This is a genomic window from Vibrio sp. D404a (assembly GCF_030248535.1).
In the GTDB taxonomy this organism is placed as follows: Bacteria; Pseudomonadota; Gammaproteobacteria; order Enterobacterales; family Vibrionaceae; genus Vibrio.
The window spans coordinates 19,346-35,403 of sequence record NZ_JAHGAJ010000003.1 but is presented as its reverse complement, the minus strand read 5'-3'; the positions used below and the strand labels follow the sequence as shown (position 1 = coordinate 35,403).

20 protein-coding genes are annotated in these 16,058 nt (G+C 43.8%); 12 read left to right on the top strand and 8 right to left on the bottom strand.

The genetic code is table 11. The features are described from left to right. Positions 1-84 precede the first annotated feature (84 nt). A complete protein-coding gene (locus KI655_RS01560; protein ID WP_285401061.1) occupies positions 85-1,467 on the top strand; it encodes a uracil-xanthine permease family protein in 1,383 nt (460 codons plus the stop codon). Positions 1,468-1,563: 96 nt separating this feature from the next. Here the strand turns inward: KI655_RS01560 and KI655_RS01555 are convergent, their stop codons facing one another. Beyond that, positions 1,564-2,085, bottom strand: a complete 522-nt coding sequence (locus tag KI655_RS01555; protein WP_285401059.1) for a flavodoxin domain-containing protein — start codon at positions 2,083-2,085, stop codon at positions 1,564-1,566. A gap of 135 nt (positions 2,086-2,220) precedes the next feature. On the opposite strand from KI655_RS01555, the gene KI655_RS01550 reads away from it, so the two are divergent. Next, on the top strand, positions 2,221-3,204 hold the full coding sequence (locus tag KI655_RS01550) for an AraC family transcriptional regulator (protein ID WP_285401057.1): 984 nt from the start codon (positions 2,221-2,223) through the stop codon (positions 3,202-3,204). 96 nt (positions 3,205-3,300) lie between these two features. Here KI655_RS01550 and KI655_RS01545 read toward each other — a convergent pair whose 3' ends face one another. Then, positions 3,301-4,134 (bottom strand): NmrA family NAD(P)-binding protein, encoded by an 834-nt coding sequence (locus KI655_RS01545; protein WP_285401055.1) that lies wholly within the window; start codon positions 4,132-4,134, stop codon positions 3,301-3,303. A 311-nt stretch (positions 4,135-4,445) separates the two neighbouring features. Here KI655_RS01545 and KI655_RS01540 point away from each other — a divergent pair, with 311 nt between their 5' ends. Next, positions 4,446-4,880 carry a bacteriohemerythrin gene (locus KI655_RS01540; protein ID WP_285401053.1) on the top strand — a complete coding sequence of 145 codons (435 nt, stop codon included), beginning with the start codon at positions 4,446-4,448 and terminating at the stop codon, positions 4,878-4,880. A gap of 51 nt (positions 4,881-4,931) precedes the next feature. Here the strand turns inward: KI655_RS01540 and KI655_RS01535 are convergent, their stop codons facing one another. After that, positions 4,932-5,843, bottom strand: a complete 912-nt coding sequence (locus KI655_RS01535) for an SDR family NAD(P)-dependent oxidoreductase (RefSeq protein WP_285401051.1) — start codon at positions 5,841-5,843, stop codon at positions 4,932-4,934. A 75-nt stretch (positions 5,844-5,918) separates the two neighbouring features. Here KI655_RS01535 and KI655_RS01530 point away from each other — a divergent pair, with 75 nt between their 5' ends. Further along, complete coding sequence (locus KI655_RS01530; RefSeq protein WP_306416432.1) at positions 5,919-6,320, top strand: MerR family transcriptional regulator; 402 nt, start codon at positions 5,919-5,921, stop codon at positions 6,318-6,320. Between the two features lie 79 nt (positions 6,321-6,399). On the opposite strand, the gene KI655_RS01525 is transcribed toward KI655_RS01530, so the two are convergent. Beyond that, complete coding sequence (locus KI655_RS01525; protein WP_285401047.1) at positions 6,400-7,365, bottom strand: DHH family phosphoesterase; 966 nt, start codon at positions 7,363-7,365, stop codon at positions 6,400-6,402. A 280-nt stretch (positions 7,366-7,645) separates the two neighbouring features. After that, positions 7,646-8,629: a diguanylate cyclase gene (locus KI655_RS01520; RefSeq protein WP_285401045.1), complete on the bottom strand. Its 984-nt coding sequence runs from the start codon at positions 8,627-8,629 to the stop codon at positions 7,646-7,648. Between the two features lie 240 nt (positions 8,630-8,869). Here KI655_RS01520 and KI655_RS01515 point away from each other — a divergent pair, with 240 nt between their 5' ends. Next, positions 8,870-9,253 carry a hypothetical protein gene (locus KI655_RS01515; protein WP_285401043.1) on the top strand — a complete coding sequence of 128 codons (384 nt, stop codon included), beginning with the start codon at positions 8,870-8,872 and terminating at the stop codon, positions 9,251-9,253. A 74-nt stretch (positions 9,254-9,327) separates the two neighbouring features. On the opposite strand, the gene KI655_RS01510 is transcribed toward KI655_RS01515, so the two are convergent. Beyond that, positions 9,328-9,711 (bottom strand): helix-turn-helix domain-containing protein, encoded by a 384-nt coding sequence (locus KI655_RS01510; RefSeq protein WP_285401041.1) that lies wholly within the window; start codon positions 9,709-9,711, stop codon positions 9,328-9,330. Positions 9,712-9,859: 148 nt separating this feature from the next. Between KI655_RS01510 and KI655_RS01505 the strand changes: the two genes are divergently transcribed. From KI655_RS01505 to KI655_RS01475, 7 genes are all read left to right on the top strand, one after another. After that, entirely contained in the window at positions 9,860-10,402 is a 543-nt protein-coding gene (locus KI655_RS01505) for a nuclear transport factor 2 family protein (RefSeq protein ID WP_285401039.1), read from the top strand. A 285-nt stretch (positions 10,403-10,687) separates the two neighbouring features. After that, a complete protein-coding gene (locus KI655_RS01500) occupies positions 10,688-11,899 on the top strand; it encodes a YbfB/YjiJ family MFS transporter (protein WP_285401037.1) in 1,212 nt (403 codons plus the stop codon). 10 nt (positions 11,900-11,909) lie between these two features. Continuing rightward, positions 11,910-12,551 (top strand): glutathione S-transferase N-terminal domain-containing protein, encoded by a 642-nt coding sequence (locus KI655_RS01495; RefSeq protein ID WP_285401035.1) that lies wholly within the window; start codon positions 11,910-11,912, stop codon positions 12,549-12,551. Positions 12,552-12,734: 183 nt separating this feature from the next. After that, complete coding sequence (locus KI655_RS01490) at positions 12,735-13,259, top strand: DUF523 domain-containing protein (protein ID WP_285401033.1); 525 nt, start codon at positions 12,735-12,737, stop codon at positions 13,257-13,259. A 41-nt stretch (positions 13,260-13,300) separates the two neighbouring features. Continuing rightward, on the top strand, positions 13,301-14,272 hold the full coding sequence (locus tag KI655_RS01485) for a phosphotransferase enzyme family protein (RefSeq protein WP_285401031.1): 972 nt from the start codon (positions 13,301-13,303) through the stop codon (positions 14,270-14,272). A gap of 88 nt (positions 14,273-14,360) precedes the next feature. Beyond that, a complete protein-coding gene (locus tag KI655_RS01480; RefSeq protein WP_285401029.1) occupies positions 14,361-14,639 on the top strand; it encodes a hypothetical protein in 279 nt (92 codons plus the stop codon). 33 nt (positions 14,640-14,672) lie between these two features. Then, entirely contained in the window at positions 14,673-15,071 is a 399-nt protein-coding gene (locus tag KI655_RS01475) for an NUDIX hydrolase (protein ID WP_285401027.1), read from the top strand. 22 nt (positions 15,072-15,093) lie between these two features. On the opposite strand, the gene KI655_RS01470 is transcribed toward KI655_RS01475, so the two are convergent. Together KI655_RS01470 and KI655_RS01465 are read right to left on the bottom strand one after the other, a co-directional pair. Then, the gene (locus tag KI655_RS01470; protein ID WP_285401025.1) at positions 15,094-15,537 is read right to left on the bottom strand and encodes an ankyrin repeat domain-containing protein; all 444 of its coding nucleotides are present in this window, start codon (positions 15,535-15,537) and stop codon (positions 15,094-15,096) included. A gap of 10 nt (positions 15,538-15,547) precedes the next feature. Further along, positions 15,548-16,045: a hypothetical protein gene (locus KI655_RS01465; protein ID WP_285401023.1), complete on the bottom strand. Its 498-nt coding sequence runs from the start codon at positions 16,043-16,045 to the stop codon at positions 15,548-15,550. Positions 16,046-16,058 lie beyond the last annotated feature (13 nt).

The following is a 16,058-nucleotide window of genomic DNA, read 5'->3' as shown; positions in this document are numbered from 1 at the left end:
ATGGGCACTTCATCATTGGTACGTATATTGCTCACTATGTAGATTAAGGATTGTATACAATTAAAAATACATTAAGGGAATCACATGGAACAAGAACGTAACAGTGAACTGATCTACGGATTGGATGATCGCCCATCGGTCAAAGCTGCCAGCTATGCAGCACTGCAACATGTTTTGGCTAGCTTTGTTGGCATTATCACTCCAACGCTCATTATTGGAGGCGTATTGGGCTTGGGGGAACACATCCCCTACTTGATCAGTATGGCTTTGATGGTTTCAGGAGTGGGTACTTTCATTCAGGCAAAACGAGTGGGACCTGTAGGTGCTGGAATGATCTGTGTACAAGGCACCAGTTTTGCCTTCTTGGGATCGGTATTAGGTGCCGGCTTTCTGGTTAAAGCGAATGGCGGAGGACCAGAAGAGATGCTAGCCACGATTTTCGGTGTTTGCTTCTTTGGTGCCTTTGTTGAAATTGGGCTATCTCGCTTTATCGATAAGCTAAAAGTCGTCATCACACCGGTAGTAACCGGCATTGTTATCACGACCATTGGTATTTCATTAATTAAGGTGGGCGTTACCGATATCGCTGGTGGATTTGGCGCTGACGACTTTGGTTCACCAAGCAACTTAATGCTAGGTGCCTTGGTGCTAGGGATCATTGTCGTGCTAAACCTCAGCCAAAGCGTCATGGTCAGGTTGTCATCGATCTTAATCGGACTTGCGATGGGTTGGGCAGCGGCGATTATCATGGGAAAAGCAACTATGCCTGATTTTGCCTCTCAACCGTTACTGAGTATTCCTGTACCATTCAAATATGGCTTTGCTTTTGACTGGCAAGCCTTCTTACCTATTGCTTTCATCTACCTCATCACTGCCATTGAGTCGACTGGTGACCTCACCGCGAACAGTATGTTCTCTGGGCAGCCTATCAAGGGGCCAAAATACATCCAACGTTTAAAAGCAGGTGTATTAGGTGACGGCGTAAACTCACTTATTGCGGCTGTATTCAACACCTTCCCAAATACTACATTCAGCCAGAATAACGGTGTGATTCACTTCACTGGTATTGCGAGTCGATACATAGGCTACTTCATCGCAGGCATTCTATTCTTGATGGGGCTTTTCCCTATTTTAGGTGCCGTGTTAATGACGATTCCAAAACCAGTATTAGGAGGAGCAACACTGGTGATGTTCGGGACAGTTGCAGCAGCAGGCATCAAAATCATCGCCAATGAAAAGCTAGACCGACGCCGCATCATGACAATCGCCATCTCTTTTGGTTTGGGTCTTGGCGTAATGCTGGTACCTGACTTACTGAAAGAGGCCCCTAAACTGGTTCAAAGTATCTTTGGTTCTCCGGTCACTATGTCGGGTATCGCCGCCCTTATTATTACTGGGTTAATGGCCATCATCCCTGAGAAGAGTGAAAAGCCAATGCCAAGTAATACGCAAGCAAGTAAAGCCTAATCAATGGCCTTAATACACAAATGAAAGAACTTCGGTTAGTTGAACAGACCCCGCTAGCCGAAGTGTTTCAATAGTAGCAATAACCCATAGATTCAGTCATACAAGCTTCGAAATCTGGCGAGCCCAACACCTAACCATGTCCCAATCGCGATAGTCTCCATCCTCTACCCCTTTAACCATAGCAATCAGCTTAAGTGGGTATCGGTAATACCAAGGCATACGTTTTGGCTGCAATGTACCGGGAAAACCTGCAACCATGATGGGCTCAACATTACGATTCATCTTGATTAGCGTTTGATCATAAACCCGTACCGAATTGAATGAGCTGGATGGCTGTTTTACAAGCGCCAAACAGGTATAGAAATACGCTACTGATGTCGATGACAATTCATTTTGATACTTACGGATATATGATCTAACTTCCGTCAGCCATCTGTCGTAGCGGATTGGCGCACCAATAATAACCACTTCATCAGCATAGGGAGCTCTTGCTCTCTCTACAGGATACACTTGTGTTGTTATACCCAATTCTTGTAACTCTTGAGCGATGGTATGTGCTATATCGGCCGTCGAACCAAAGCCCGAGCCGTATACAATTAGTACTCTTTTTCTGACCATGTAAACCTCCCATGTTTTCAGCAAAACTAAAACAAGCTAACCCATGAGCAATGCTTGTTAAGTTTGTTTATTACATCCAATTAGGCGATGATTTGATTGACAGGAAATCGTCGAAGATTTGCAGGAAATACATTTATGGAAGACAAAGCGCGACTAGCATTATCTAAATTCAATACTGAAAAGCGCAAAAAGAACGCCGCAGGATCGCCGTTGAGTGAGCTGAAAATGAGTAGCGTGTTTTATACTCATTCGACAATGAAACAACCGTGGGGCATCAAAATGCCATCTATCCCATCGAGCACAATGTTTCACTTAGTTCTTGAAGGGAAAGCGATTGTGGTTGTCGAAGGAACACAGGTTAAGCTCGGTGCCGGCGACTTTATCTTGCTTCCACACGGCACAGGCCATGATATCGTCGATACAAACAAATCAGCTGCTACCGATTTGTTTGAGAATGACATAGAAGAAATTACAGAGCACTACGAACGACTAACAACCAAAGGTATTGGTGACACGACCATAACTCTATGTGGTACGGTTTTGTTTGAAAACGAGGTCACGACTTCGATCATCACGTCTATGCCTGAGTTCATTTTAATTGACGCACAATCAAAGGCTCACGAGACGATTAAGAGTGTCGTTCAAGCCATTCACAGGGAAATAAAAAGTGAAGAGTATGGTTCTGAGTTGGTGGTGTCTAAATTGGCAGACGTGCTTATTCTACAGTGTATTCGAACGTGGATAGATGAAATGTCTGATGAAAATCAGAATTGGATAATGGCGCATACCGACAAACGTTTATCACGGGCAATGAAGCTGATCCACAATGACAGCGCTGCCAATATCGATATCGAAACACTGGCAGATATTTCAAGCATGTCCCGCACCAGCTTCATCGAATACTTCAAGAAAACTGTCGGACAGACACCCAAGAAATACATCACCGATTGGCGCCTATCTCTTGCCAGAGAGAAGCTATTATACGGAAAGGATCATGTTCTTAATGTTGCTCTCGACGTCGGGTATCAATCAGAGGCTGCCTTCAGCCGCGCCTACAAAAGTAAATACGGTGAGTCTCCATCGACCACCAAAAAGAATAACTTAGCCAAAAACGGCTAAGCAATAACGACAACAGCCTGAATAGACATCCAGGCTGTTGTTTTACGTTTCACTGTTTGCTCTCGATAGAAGGTAGCTAAGTCGAATAACCGACAGTTAATCCCAATATCCGGCTGCCATCGTCTTCGACACGTAGTCTGAAAACTTAGTCGGTTTTCTTCCAATAGCTTCTTCAACGCCATGAGTAACGTTTGAATTGCGGCCATCAAAGACCACCGTAAACAACTCATTCAATAACCATTGGTAATCTTCTGGCAAGTTCTGACTCTTTAGAATCTCTAAATACGCTTCGATGCTCACAGGGGTAAACTTAATCTTCCTACCAAGCTGTTTCGAAATCTCATCGACACAATCTTGGAATGTCATCAACTCAGGGCCTGTAACTTCGTAAAGGCTATTGCGCTTACTTGGATCAACCAAGGCTGCCACGGCGACTTCCGCAATGTCATCAGTGTCAATAAATGGCTCAGGTGTGTTGCCTGCTGGTAACACAAGTTCGCCCTCTAAGACACCTTGAGCCATAAAGCTCTCGCTAAAGTTTTGCGCGAACCACGAAGCTCTAACAATATTCCAATCCAAACCGCTGTTGATCAGAATACGTTCTGCTTTTTCTGCTCCCTCTTCACCACGCCCAGACAGCAATACGATATGTTCTACACCTTGCGCTTTAGCGACTTCCACGAACGCATTAATGTCTCCCTCAGCGTTAGGCACTGCCAAGTCGGGTTGATAGGTAACATAAGCTGAGCGAGCCCCCTTGAGTGCAGTCGGCCATGAGCTTCGAGCCTCCCAGTCAAAATACGTAGCCGCACTGCGAGAAACTTGCCGCGTTTCAATGCCAAGCTGACTAAGAAGCTTGTTCACTCGAACACCAGTTTTTGCATTTTTACCAATAATGACAATAGGTCTTGTTGGGGTAGCATCTGACATAATCTTTCTCCTAATAAATCGGTTACCGCTTGAATGCAGCACCATGATGGCTTAAGAAAACCTATGACTGAATGATGTCGAATCCGGATTTATTGATAGAAAGTTCGAGATGCAATTGTCGATTCCAGCTACAAAACCTAAAAATACCCTATCTTTCCGTCACTTGTATTGAAACGAGAAACAATAGACTGCAAAAAAACCTACCTGTCCTCACAAAAAACATGGTTAAGCTATCCATTCACCAACCAAATCTATAAAGTGCAAATCATTCTATCAATAGCGCAGTTTCACCAAAGCAATCGAGGGCCACAATGCATCTCTACACATGGAAAAAAGAGTACAGCTTGGATGTAGAAGAGCTCGATCTTCAACACAAAAACCTATTGGCGATGATCAATAAACTGATCATGTTTCAGAACGAATCTAAAGCGATTGTGCGCCGCTTAATTGATGAAGTAATTGCTTACGCAGAGTTTCACTTTTTAAGTGAAGATAACATTATGATGATCACCCATTACGATGGGTTCGAGCAGCACCAAAAGGTTCACCAAATGCTGCTCAAAAAACTAAGAAACAAATATACGCATTACGTCAATGGCCAACTCGATTTGAAAGAAATCATCGTTTTTATGGCGAGATGGCTCATCGACCACATTATCGCGGAGCAAAATGATCGCGCTTTAGCAAGATACTTACGCTCTTCAGATAAGTACCGTCACCTGCTGACTTTGGAGAATTGCGGTTAAGTCCCAAAAGTTGTTAAGGATACGAACTGCCAAAGCACGGACATCAACAAGCTAACCAATATCACCGAATTGATAGGACATTTCGGTGGCCTGACAAGAATAATCCCAAAGTTCACCTGCAACTTCCTGACTCAGTGCCGTATCCTTTAGTCGCTCTTTCACAGGGCGTCCGCGAATACCAAACCTTGGACCGATAGAATCCCCACTTTGGTATTCTTGCGCGCAACACGCCATAAGCAAGGGTTGAACACCCTCCTCCATTGGAGATGCGAGCCATTTGGAAAGCATACCACCTACGCCTTGTGTTTGTTGCCTTTCACTCGCGGTTAGACCCGGGTGGGCTGCGATCGATTGTGCATCAATACCATTCGATTTAAACATCTTATGGAGTTGACGAAAGAACAACATGTTCGCAAGCTTGCTATCACCGTATGACTTTATTCGATGGTAAGGCCTTTTCTTCCAATCAAGATCATCAAAGCGTATTTCCCCAAACTTATACCCACCGCTACTCACTGTAACGACTCTTGCTCCGGGCGTTGTTTTGATTATCGGTAGCAAGCACCCTGTGAGTAAAAAGTGGCCTAAGTGGTTTGTCGCGAAGTGCATTTCATGACCCTGCTCTGTATGCTGAAGTTCACTTAGGTTCACCACACCTGCATTGTTCAGCAATATATCAAGACGGTCATGCCTCTCAATAACCGCATCAGCAAAATGCCGAACGGATGTAAAGTAAGTCAGATCGAGCAAACCGTTCTCGATATCCGCGTCCGGAACAAGCTTAAGTATTTTCTCTTTGGCTAACACACCTTTCTCATTGGTCCTGCAGCCAATAACCACCTTACAACCTGCTTGTGCCAGTGCTAATGCACTTTGAAAGCCAAGCCCGGCATTCCCACCAGTCACGACCGAGACTTTTCCCTTTAAATCAGGCATATCTTGCGCTTTCCACACATTGATCATTCCCTATATTCCTCACCGTTGATATTGAAGAAGTAAGAGTTTAATCTGTGTGGTATACCACACAGTCAAGAGGTAATGATGCGAATTGGAGAGTTATGCAAGCAAGCGGGTGTGTCAAAAGAACTCGTCAGGCATTATGAATCGCTCGGTTTAATATCATCTTCACCGGTGAGTGCGGGCAGTCGGGTGTATAGGGAGTTTGACGAACAAGCTATAAACAGGCTTTATCTGATTGAGAAGGCTAAGCATGTTGGCTTGACTCTAAAGCAAATCAAACCGCTGCTCAATGCGTTTTTAGATAACAAAATGTCAGATTCTGAAGCGATTGCTATATTACTCAAGCAGTCAGCCCGCATGGATGAGGTCATCCAACAAGCTCAAGATGTCAAAGAACTTATCCAGAATCATATCGATAAGATAGAAGGTAAAGTGGGACCACATTGTGAAAACCACCAGTACCTTCGTCCTGGAAAGTGACAATGAAAACAGTAAGAGTTGCTCGAAATTCTTCCATATAGCAAAGAACGAACAAGATATATACTCGTTGCTTTCCTTGCTAGTTCGAATAGTAATCCGTTAACACTTGAATAAACCGCTGCTTATCTGTTTCTGGCAAAACGTTGATGCCCGCAGCGGCTTTACGCCCGCCCCCTGTAGGAAAGCTAGAACACACCTCATCGGCCCCAGTTCTATTCGACAAGGGTGCACGTAAGCTCACCATGTAAGATTTATCAGCTTCATTTTTTGTTAGTACAGCCTGAGCACGGTTCGGGTCTTGATTAACAATCTCGTTCCCAAATACCCCGCTAATGCGTCTTGCCCAAGTTTCACTCGGCAATTCATAAACGCGCGCCGAATTGCTCTCGTAAGTTGGAGCGAGGCTCGACACCTGTTGATAATCACTTTGATAAGCGGCTCGTAAACGGTAGAACACCGATTCTTCGTCACTCAACAGATCAAACGGATTTGGGTATTGATAGAGTGTTTGGTAAAGCTCTACGGGAGTGAAGTGCAAATCACTCAGTGATGCCCCATATCCGTTATAGTTGACTAAGGTGCCCAACTCTTCCAAGAACGCAATTTGTGACTCATCCAAACCATTCTCTAGTGCGAGCTGAGTCGCAACAGTTTTCAAGTTGTCACCAAAGGCCGCCGCAATCGCCCAAGCCACATGTTCACCATTAAGCTTTTGATTGATCAACAAGCTAGTACAGCACTCTGGCGCAGTATCCACTAGCGCATCTAGGTTGTCAGAATTTGGCATTTCACCCGTACGATGATGGTCGCAATAGAACACATCAACTTTTGCTTCCAGTAGTGCGTGCAATGCATCTTGATTTTTCTCCATCGACACATCCAATACCGTGACAGAAGAAGCGTCCTTTTGAGCGACAACTTGAGAGAGCAACTTAATATCACGCTTAACGCCAGTGATAAGGACGCTTTCTTTTGGTTCACTCAAACGCAGTTGTAACAGCGCAATGATGCCGTCTGCGTCTCCATTGAATACATCGTAATGCATTGGGAGTTCCTTCATTCTTTCTATCGAATTGGTTAAAACTAATCGCTATATTTGTACTAGCGACTCTATTTTATATCAATATCAAGTTGTTAGATGATATAACACGATTGAACAATACCGCCTAGAAAGCGAGCAACGGTGTTGAGTCACAGGTCAACGCTTTAGGTGGACACAACAGATATCTACCTGTTGTAGTGATTCAAGCTTGTTTGAATTAAACAGTGCGAAAACTGTAATGGGAGTGAAGTATCTTTAGCTCCGGGGGAATCAATTTAAAACGCTACCTGCGCTGTCTACCTCGACTTTTTAACGATTGGCTCGACTCTGAGATTACGTTTGAGCTGTATTCGATTCTATCTCTGCCGTTACGTTTTGCCTCATAAAGGCAGTTATCCGCTTCTTGAACCAGATCGTTCAAATGTGTATTGCAGTCTGGTGTGCTCGTTGTAATACCGATACTCACACTTAGGTATGGCATATCAATGTCAACGCATTCAAATATCTTCATGTTGCGTAAGTTAAATATAATCCACTCTGCTACCTTCCTAGCACCTGAAAGCGGCGTATTACCTAAAAAGACAACGAACTCTTCACCTCCGTATCTCGCACAGAGGTCTGTCGTTCTACGACAAGCTTGAGATAAAATATTTGTGACTCTAACTAGGCATTCGTCACCGAAAGCGTGGCCGCAGCTATCGTTGATCTTTTTGAAAAAGTCGATGTCTATCATAATGATCGAGACTGGGGTACGCTCTCTCACATAAGTCATCCAGTGTTCATTGGCGAACGCTTCAAACTTTCTTCGGTTTGCAATACCGGTCAATGGGTCTTGCTCTGATGCCTGAGCGACCAAGATTTCGGCATTTTTCCTATCCGTAATATTTTGATGAGTGATGACATAAAAAGGGAGGGTACTTTCAGTGAGTGGCGTCACTCTCATCAAAAACCAGCGCTGAGTGTTTGGACTATGACAAGGGTACTCATAAGTAAAACTCATCGTTTCTCCGGAGATCACTCTTTGAATACCTTGTTTAACGGTTTGTTCGCCTTCTCGTGGTGTTTCTTCACCGCAGCAATCTAAGTAATTGATACCTCGCCATTCAATCTCATTATCACCGTCATTTTCGGTACCAAAATCCTTCCAGCTTTGATTTACAAACACGATGCTTCCAGTTGCGTCGATAATCGCAATCTGTTCAAGCAGTGAATTTAAAATCGACTCAAAAAAGTCACTAGGCAATGAGATTTCCATCTTCTCCAACATACAGATCCTTGTATTCAAATTAAAGAATAGCTCAAAACGTGGATTTTTATGAAGGTGTGAGCATAAGGAGGATTAAGCGCCTTATATACATTAGATTTGCTCGCGAAAATGGCTCAATTTGTGACATTTCCCATCACGATTTTGCTGATCAAATGAAGATTAATCAAAAGGGTATTTATTTTGTTCTCTTGATAATTTAGGCTGCCTTTAGAAATTGTAAAAACGAACCAAGGACAGACGATGAGCTCATCACAAATTTTAGACCAAGCATTGATCGAAAGCGGTCGCGACATCCCATTAACCGAGCTCCTTTTTGCTAAGCGAGTACTGGACAATTACCTAGCGGTAGCGAAAGAAAGCAGCCCGACTGAGCTGCTTGTTGAAATGCGCGAAGCCGCTCAAGGTGTCGAGTATTTCAAGACAGAAACTAACCCGTGTGAAGCACGAAATGTTATTAGTCAGATGTTTGAAGCTATTGGTGCAGCTACGACTTTTGAGCAATACAAAACGATCGCTTCTAAACCACAACAAGCACTGCATGAGCTTATCGAAGACAGAGCTCAACTCATCAAACGCGAGCGTGGCCTCCTCCTTGCTGCAGGCTATGATTTGTCACGCGTGTAAATGTGTCAGCGCGTAAATGTCAAAGGCCACTCACTAGTGGCCTTTTTGATGTCTAAAATTCAATTTTCTGAAAGTTATCCGTTCTTCGCATCGTATTCACTGCGCGCTCTTTCAATACTATCTTGATTGTCCCCCGCCCAAGACACCAATTGATATAATGGCTTGACGATCTCTCTCCCCATCTCCGTCAAACAATACTCAACTTTAACCGGCACTTCCGGATAAACGGTACGATTGACATAACCGTCACGCTCTAGATCCCTCAGTGTTTGGGTCAGCATTCGTTGCGAAATACCTTCGATTCGTGATTTAAGGGAATTGAAGCGGTCTTCCCCGTCTACCAGCGCAAACAAAATCAACAACGACCATTTGTCACCGATATGTGCGACCACGTTTCGAATTGGGCAGTCTTCATTGTTATGAAAAGTCCGTCTGTCTGACTTTGGCTTCGCCATCATTTACTCCACTCTAGTAAGGTGAATTTGTCTCTATAAGTTACCAAAATGTGCCTAGGGCATGTTTCGGTGCGTTCTTGTACAATAGGTTACTATTAATTACTATAGTTATCAATGTATACCTAGAAACAAAAAAACAACGGAGTGAACCATGTTAAAAGCACTGACCTCATTTATCCTTTTATTGGCAAGCACGGCTGCTTACGCACAGGCTTCAGATAAAATCATTATCGACCTACCTTCACTACAAAAATCCAATTGGTCTGAGCAAGAGCTCAACAATGCGAGGATCATTACCGACTTTGTTCAGAACATAATGAACAATCATGATTTTGATTATGTTCTAACTCATTACAACGACAGCTCATACATTCAACACAACCGAAATCTTCCAGACAAAATTACGGGCCTTGTTGGCTTTCTACAAGAGTTCGTTGAGGAGTACCCAGACTATACCTATGACGTAAAACACATCTACGTTGATGGTGACTACGTTATTTTCCACTCTCACGCGACATTAAACGCAGAAGACAGAGGGAACGACGAGAAAGGAATGAACATTATTGATAAGTGGCGCTTGGAAGATGGAAGAATTGTTGAGCACTGGGATTCAATCCAAGCATTGGATTTTTCGATGAGACTGTATTCGCTTATCAGTGGCGGAGACATCGCAAACTCAAATGGGGTTTTCTAGACCACAGAAAAACGTGCGCTCCGAACGCCATCTCTCAGGTGAGCGCACTCATTCCTTAGACTTTAGTCTAATAGCATTAATCACTACTCAATCGCCGATTAAAACACCAGCTTAATTTAGCTTTCCCATCTCGAAAGCTAAATTAAACTAACAATCAAACGCTCTTATCTAAAAAGTAGCTGCCGCTGGCCAACTATCCGTCACGCTACTGCCACTAAAGCCCAAATGCACTGTGTTAGGGTTACTGTCACAATCTAATCCCATGCATCAAAGTATCGAGCCAGAATGACGGACAATGCCCATTTCATAAATCGCAATAGCCTAGCTGGGCTGGCGGCCACTTTGGTCGGCGTCGGTATCGGTCGATTCGCGTATATCGCTTTAATGCCGGCATTAATACAGCATGGATGGTTCAATCAAGACCAAGCCGCCTACTTAGGTGTTTCCACTCTTATTGGTTACCTTCTAGGTGCACCGTTAGCGAGCTACCTACTCCGGTTTTTTAGTTCAGGTCACCTTGTGCGAACAGCGATGGTCATCAGTACTATGAGCTACTTCGCTTGTGCTTTTGAACAAGCCCCTATTACTTGGTTTTACATATGGAGAACCTTGGCGGGCACAATGGGTGCGCTATTGATGATTCTCGCGCCACCAATGATCCTGAGAAAAGTCTCGCCACAAACCAAAAGTCGAACCAGTAGCGTGGTATTTTCTGGCCTTGGGATTGGCGCCATGTTGTCAGGCACTTTGATTCCAATACTGATTAGCGCCAGTGTCACGTCGACTTGGCTCGGTATGGGGTTCATTACCTTCATAGCGACACTATTAAGTTGGAATGCTTGGGAAACAGTTCCCTCTCCTTCAAGCGCAAGCTACATCAAGGCGTCTTTCTCTCAATTAAGCACATCTCAGCGCCATTGCGTGTTGTTCGTTTTTATCGCTTACACGTTCGATGCCATTGGCTATCTCCCCCATACCTTGTTTTGGGTCGACTACATCGTAAGAGATATAGGTATGCCCTTTGGTGCGGGAGGATTTTTCTGGGCTGCGTTTGGCGTGGGAGCCGCTGTCGGCCCTATGCTGATCGGCATGTTCGCAGACAAACAAGGAATAAAATTCACCCTGTGTATCGCTTTTTTGTTCAAGGCAATTGGCGTTGGACTTCCGTTAATCAGCATCCACCCTAGTGCCCTGCTTGTGTCGTCAATTTTGGTCGGAATGTTTACGCCAGTCACTGTAATGCTTGTTTCAACTTATACATTGGAGTGTGTTGGCTATGAGCTGCACACTAAGGCTTGGGGGTTAATGACACTCTCTTTTGCACTGTCACAAGGTGTTGTAGGTTTCCTAATGGCCTATCTTTTGAGCCAAGGCGCAACCTACGCTCAGCTGTTTTTAGTGTCGACATTAGCACTAATCATTGCTGCGCTTTGTATCTCGTTCACATCTACACGGGCTCAAGTTGAATCACCATCCCCAATCGAAAATCGCCATTAAAGGATTAATGATGAAACTCTATCTCAATGATACATCCCCATTTTCGCGCGCTGTAGTCGCGACCGCTCTCCTTACGAAAAGCTCCTCTTTATCCCTCGAATGGGTCGACCCTTGGGCATCTCCTGCAGAGCTGATAGACGCAAACCCGTTTTGTTTGATCCCAACATTAGTCACCAAAGAGGGTATCACCCTTTCCGAGAGCCTATGTATTTGCCAACATCTAATCGAAGTCAGCCAGCCTGAAGATCTAATCCCTATCGACTATCTAAACGTTGATCAGGTCAGCCAGCTAGGTTTTGCAAAAACACTGATGGAGATTGCGTTTAGAAGTGCTGCATTAAAGCGCTATACCGACGAGTCGAACGAGTTAATTGCACGTGGTGAAAAGGGCGTAACATTGGCCTTAAAAAGGTTAAACCAGCAGTTAAATCCCCCAGGTATCGATTCCTACCTGCAACCTAATCTCGCCAATTTATACCTTCACGTCGCATTGGATTACGTTCAGTTTCGTCATAGCGCCATCTTTAACGAGGTTGAAAACAATAACATTGCAGATTTTATGCAGCGCTCCCCTTTCTCTGAAGTACTCGATGTTATTACTCTCGAAACTCTCTCTACACAACCAAGCTTTGGATCGTTGGTAAATCCGTAACGTACTCGTTGTGGCTTGATGAGCAATGAGCAAGCTCAATGGATACACGTTGCTCTTTTAAAATACTAATAGAGGCTTAATTTGAATGAGTTAGTAAGCTACTCCTTTATATTTCAGGTAAAATGGTGATGTAATTTACACTTGAAGCGACGTTAATTGCTATCAAACACAACGGAGTCCTAGGTGAAAAAAGTTTTAGTCAGTTCGTGTCTAATGGGGAATAAAGTTCGTTACAACGCTAGTTGTTTGTCCATACCTGAAGCTGATTTTGAATGGCTTAAATCAAACCTAGAGCTTGTGATTTTTTGCCCAGAAGTATCAGCGGGACTTCCGACTCCCAGACCACCAGCTGAAATCATTGCAGGAAAAGGCATCGATGTACTAGACGGTTTGGCGAGCGTTGTCGGCGACGATAACATCGATGTTACCGCTCTATTTGTAGCTGGTGCTGAGAACGCCTTAAAGCTATGTCAAAAGCAGCAAATCAAGTATGCGGTGTTAGCTGAAGGTAGCCCATCCTGTGGCAGCTCTAATATTTACGATGGTACGTTTAGCGGAACCAAAATCGATGGTTCAGGAGTCACCGCTACGTTGTTAGAGCGGAATGGCATCAAGGTATTTAGCCAGAATACGATAGCAGAGCTTCGTACTATCTTGGTTCATACAACCAAACCTAATAGCAACAACACGATGAAGGAACAATCATGATAAAGGTTTTAGCTAAGGTGTTAACCGTGATGGATTGAGCTATGACTGATTTCATTCAAAAGGTTCGTGAAAATTGGAGCCAAATTGACGAGAACACAAGTCTCGAGCCACTATCAATAGGTGCGACCAATACTGTCTTTCGTGTCCACTCATCACAGACCTTTTACCTCAGAAAGTATCGAACTCGCAATATTGAACAAATAACGCGTGAGCATAAACTACTTGATAGGCTCACTAATAACCTGAAGGTTATCATTGCACCAGTTTTAACTCGTGACGGAGATACTTTTAGTCAGTTCGATGGTGACATCTACGCGTTGTTTCCAGAAGCTCAAGGTCGGTTAGTTGAGAAGAGCGAGTTATCAGAATTACATGCTCACCAGTTAGGAAAAACGCTTGCCAATTTACATATAGAGCTCGCTTCTATTTCTGGGAACGACTTTCCAACAATTGAACTGTCGTGGGATAAGCATGCTTGGATAGATAGACTGCGAGAAATAGCTACTGCGATTAAAGCGGATAGTAAACTAGATGCGAACGGCTTAATGTTAAAGCGAGTTAAGCAGCAGAGCCGTTATCTGGAAAGTTCAAAAGCTATTCATTCATATACACCATCAACTAGTAGGCAGTTGATTCACGGCGACTTTCATCACTTCAACGTATTTTTTGACTCCAACGGTGCTGTCAGCGATGTCATTGATTGGGACCTTGTACAAAACATGCCTCCAAGTTATGAGATAGCTAGAGCCTGTATGTACATGTTCAATATGGAGCCAGATAGATCATTGACCTTTCTAAAGGGTTACCTGTCTGTCAAACAACTATCTCAATACGACCTTAATGATGGTGCAATGGCTTGGGCCGTTTATGCTGATCATCATGTTTGGGCGCTAGAAGAGGTGTTCTTGAAAAACAATATCGCGGCTTTAGCGTTCATCCCTCAAAGCGACTTTATCCCATTTATGGAACAATGGTCGAAAGTTGAAAGTGCTCTGTTTTCCCTAGACACATAGATACTGTTTGAAACCGATTCAATATACATGACATTTAAACTCACCTTGGTTTGCATATTAGAAGTAATAACCATCAAAGGAACTCAAAATGAACAGTAAAAAATTTGATAGTTGGGGAAAGTTACGAAAGAAGGGATGCTTAAAGTGGTTGTTACAGTCGACTTTGACAGCAGGCTTCGTATATTCCGCCTTGAATGTGGCTCTGTTTTACCCATCTTCAGACGCTCACAGTATTAGTCAGTTCCTCTCTGAAAATGCGCCTAACTACATCTTCTATACGGTCGGTATGTTCTTTGCGTTTTGGGGAATTTGGCTGTACTCCGAATCTTCATATCAAAAAGAAGCCAAGCGCAGAACGCGCACGTAAGATTAAAACAAACACCCAGAAGGAATTGTGACTTTGAGAACCCACGAATGCGTCTCTTTTATTATGTTAGATGGAGACAAAATACTGTTAGAAAAACGAAGTAAGGACAAAGAGACCGATCCGGGCTTAATCACTATTCCCGGTGGCCATATCGAAGATGGTGAGACCCAAGTTCAAGCCTTGATGAGAGAAGTGAAAGAGGAGCTCGATGTAACGCCGACCAACTTCCAGTATTTATGCTCGCTCTACCACCCCACGCAAGAACTGCAGCTCATACACTATTTTATCGTTGCTGGCTGGGATGGTGAAATTAAACCTTATGAAGCAGAAGATATTGAGTGGCATGCTTTGGAGTCAGCCGCCGTTGAAATAGCGGCTGATGCCATAGCTTTAAAAGAGTTTGAGCGCATTAATGCATTTCTATGGGTTTAATGGTTCCATTATCATCACCAACCTACTTCTCAATACTTTTTAAATAAGCAACGATATCGGATTTATTCTCGTCGATGGCCTTCTCAAGTGGCGTATTACCATCCAAACCTTCAATCGTAATATCACCGCCATTCGCCACTAAGATTTTCAATGCTGGAAGGTTGTTCCCCCATACTGCATCGTGCAGAGGTGTGTAGCCGTTTCTTGGACCAACGGCATTCACATCAAATCCAGCATCAATCAGAAGCTCAACGATTCGAGTGTTATCTTGGAACATGGCTGCGTGCAGTGCTGTGCCGCCGTAAGAATCTCGCGCATCAGGATCTGGGTTGGTTTCCAACAACTCAATCACTTTAGCTTCATCACCATGGTAAGCAGCAAGATGAATCGTATCAGCACAGAACACTTGAAATGCTGCTCCGATCGAAACGGCAAATACAGAAAATAGAACCGCGAACTTTTTCATAGTAATCTCCTTACTCGACGACTGTCGCTTCTAACTTAGCCAGTTTTAAAGCGTCGCCAACACGGATAACTTCAAGCTCTTGATGAACCATCATGTCGAACTTCTCTTTAGTTTTTGATGTTGCTTGCCAACGAACGTCATAAGAAACCGTCCAACCAGATACCTGGTCGCCTTGCACATCCATGCTAACGATGTCATGGCTATTCCAAATGATGCTATCTGTCACACCTTGATACCAAGCTAAGAATGCTTCTACAGAATTGATAGGCGTTCCCGGGTATTGCATGTTAACTGGCTGTGCGATGCGATTAACGAAGTAACCAGACTCTCGCTGATGGTCAAATGCAGCAAACCACTGATAAACAAAACTTTTAACATCATTTTCGCTCATCTCATAACGTGCTTTTGCATCGTATGTCGTGCTAAGTGAATTGAGATCATTGTTGGCGTGAGCGGCTGATACTGCGATCAGAAAACTAAAAATAAGTGTGGTAAGTTGTTTTAACATAGCGATGACGAGC

What these genes read in the sequence shown, in the direction of transcription:
- KI655_RS01560 (WP_285401061.1), top strand. Translation starts at nt 85, where the DNA reads ATGGAACAAGAACGTAACAGTGAACTGATCTACGGATTGGATGATCGC.
- KI655_RS01555 (WP_285401059.1), bottom strand. Translation starts at nt 2,085, where the DNA reads ATGGTCAGAAAAAGAGTACTAATTGTATACGGCTCGGGCTTTGGTTCG.
- KI655_RS01550 (WP_285401057.1), top strand. Translation starts at nt 2,221, where the DNA reads ATGGAAGACAAAGCGCGACTAGCATTATCTAAATTCAATACTGAAAAG.
- KI655_RS01545 (WP_285401055.1), bottom strand. Translation starts at nt 4,134, where the DNA reads ATGTCAGATGCTACCCCAACAAGACCTATTGTCATTATTGGTAAAAAT.
- KI655_RS01540 (WP_285401053.1), top strand. Translation starts at nt 4,446, where the DNA reads ATGCATCTCTACACATGGAAAAAAGAGTACAGCTTGGATGTAGAAGAG.
- KI655_RS01535 (WP_285401051.1), bottom strand. Translation starts at nt 5,843, where the DNA reads ATGATCAATGTGTGGAAAGCGCAAGATATGCCTGATTTAAAGGGAAAA.
- KI655_RS01530 (WP_306416432.1), top strand. Translation starts at nt 5,919, where the DNA reads ATGATGCGAATTGGAGAGTTATGCAAGCAAGCGGGTGTGTCAAAAGAA.
- KI655_RS01525 (WP_285401047.1), bottom strand. Translation starts at nt 7,365, where the DNA reads ATGCATTACGATGTATTCAATGGAGACGCAGACGGCATCATTGCGCTG.
- KI655_RS01520 (WP_285401045.1), bottom strand. Translation starts at nt 8,629, where the DNA reads ATGTTGGAGAAGATGGAAATCTCATTGCCTAGTGACTTTTTTGAGTCG.
- KI655_RS01515 (WP_285401043.1), top strand. Translation starts at nt 8,870, where the DNA reads ATGAGCTCATCACAAATTTTAGACCAAGCATTGATCGAAAGCGGTCGC.
- KI655_RS01510 (WP_285401041.1), bottom strand. Translation starts at nt 9,711, where the DNA reads ATGATGGCGAAGCCAAAGTCAGACAGACGGACTTTTCATAACAATGAA.
- KI655_RS01505 (WP_285401039.1), top strand. Translation starts at nt 9,860, where the DNA reads ATGTTAAAAGCACTGACCTCATTTATCCTTTTATTGGCAAGCACGGCT.
- KI655_RS01500 (WP_285401037.1), top strand. Translation starts at nt 10,688, where the DNA reads ATGACGGACAATGCCCATTTCATAAATCGCAATAGCCTAGCTGGGCTG.
- KI655_RS01495 (WP_285401035.1), top strand. Translation starts at nt 11,910, where the DNA reads ATGAAACTCTATCTCAATGATACATCCCCATTTTCGCGCGCTGTAGTC.
- KI655_RS01485 (WP_285401031.1), top strand. Translation starts at nt 13,301, where the DNA reads ATGACTGATTTCATTCAAAAGGTTCGTGAAAATTGGAGCCAAATTGAC.
- KI655_RS01480 (WP_285401029.1), top strand. Translation starts at nt 14,361, where the DNA reads ATGAACAGTAAAAAATTTGATAGTTGGGGAAAGTTACGAAAGAAGGGA.
- KI655_RS01470 (WP_285401025.1), bottom strand. Translation starts at nt 15,537, where the DNA reads ATGAAAAAGTTCGCGGTTCTATTTTCTGTATTTGCCGTTTCGATCGGA.
- KI655_RS01465 (WP_285401023.1), bottom strand. Translation starts at nt 16,045, where the DNA reads ATGTTAAAACAACTTACCACACTTATTTTTAGTTTTCTGATCGCAGTA.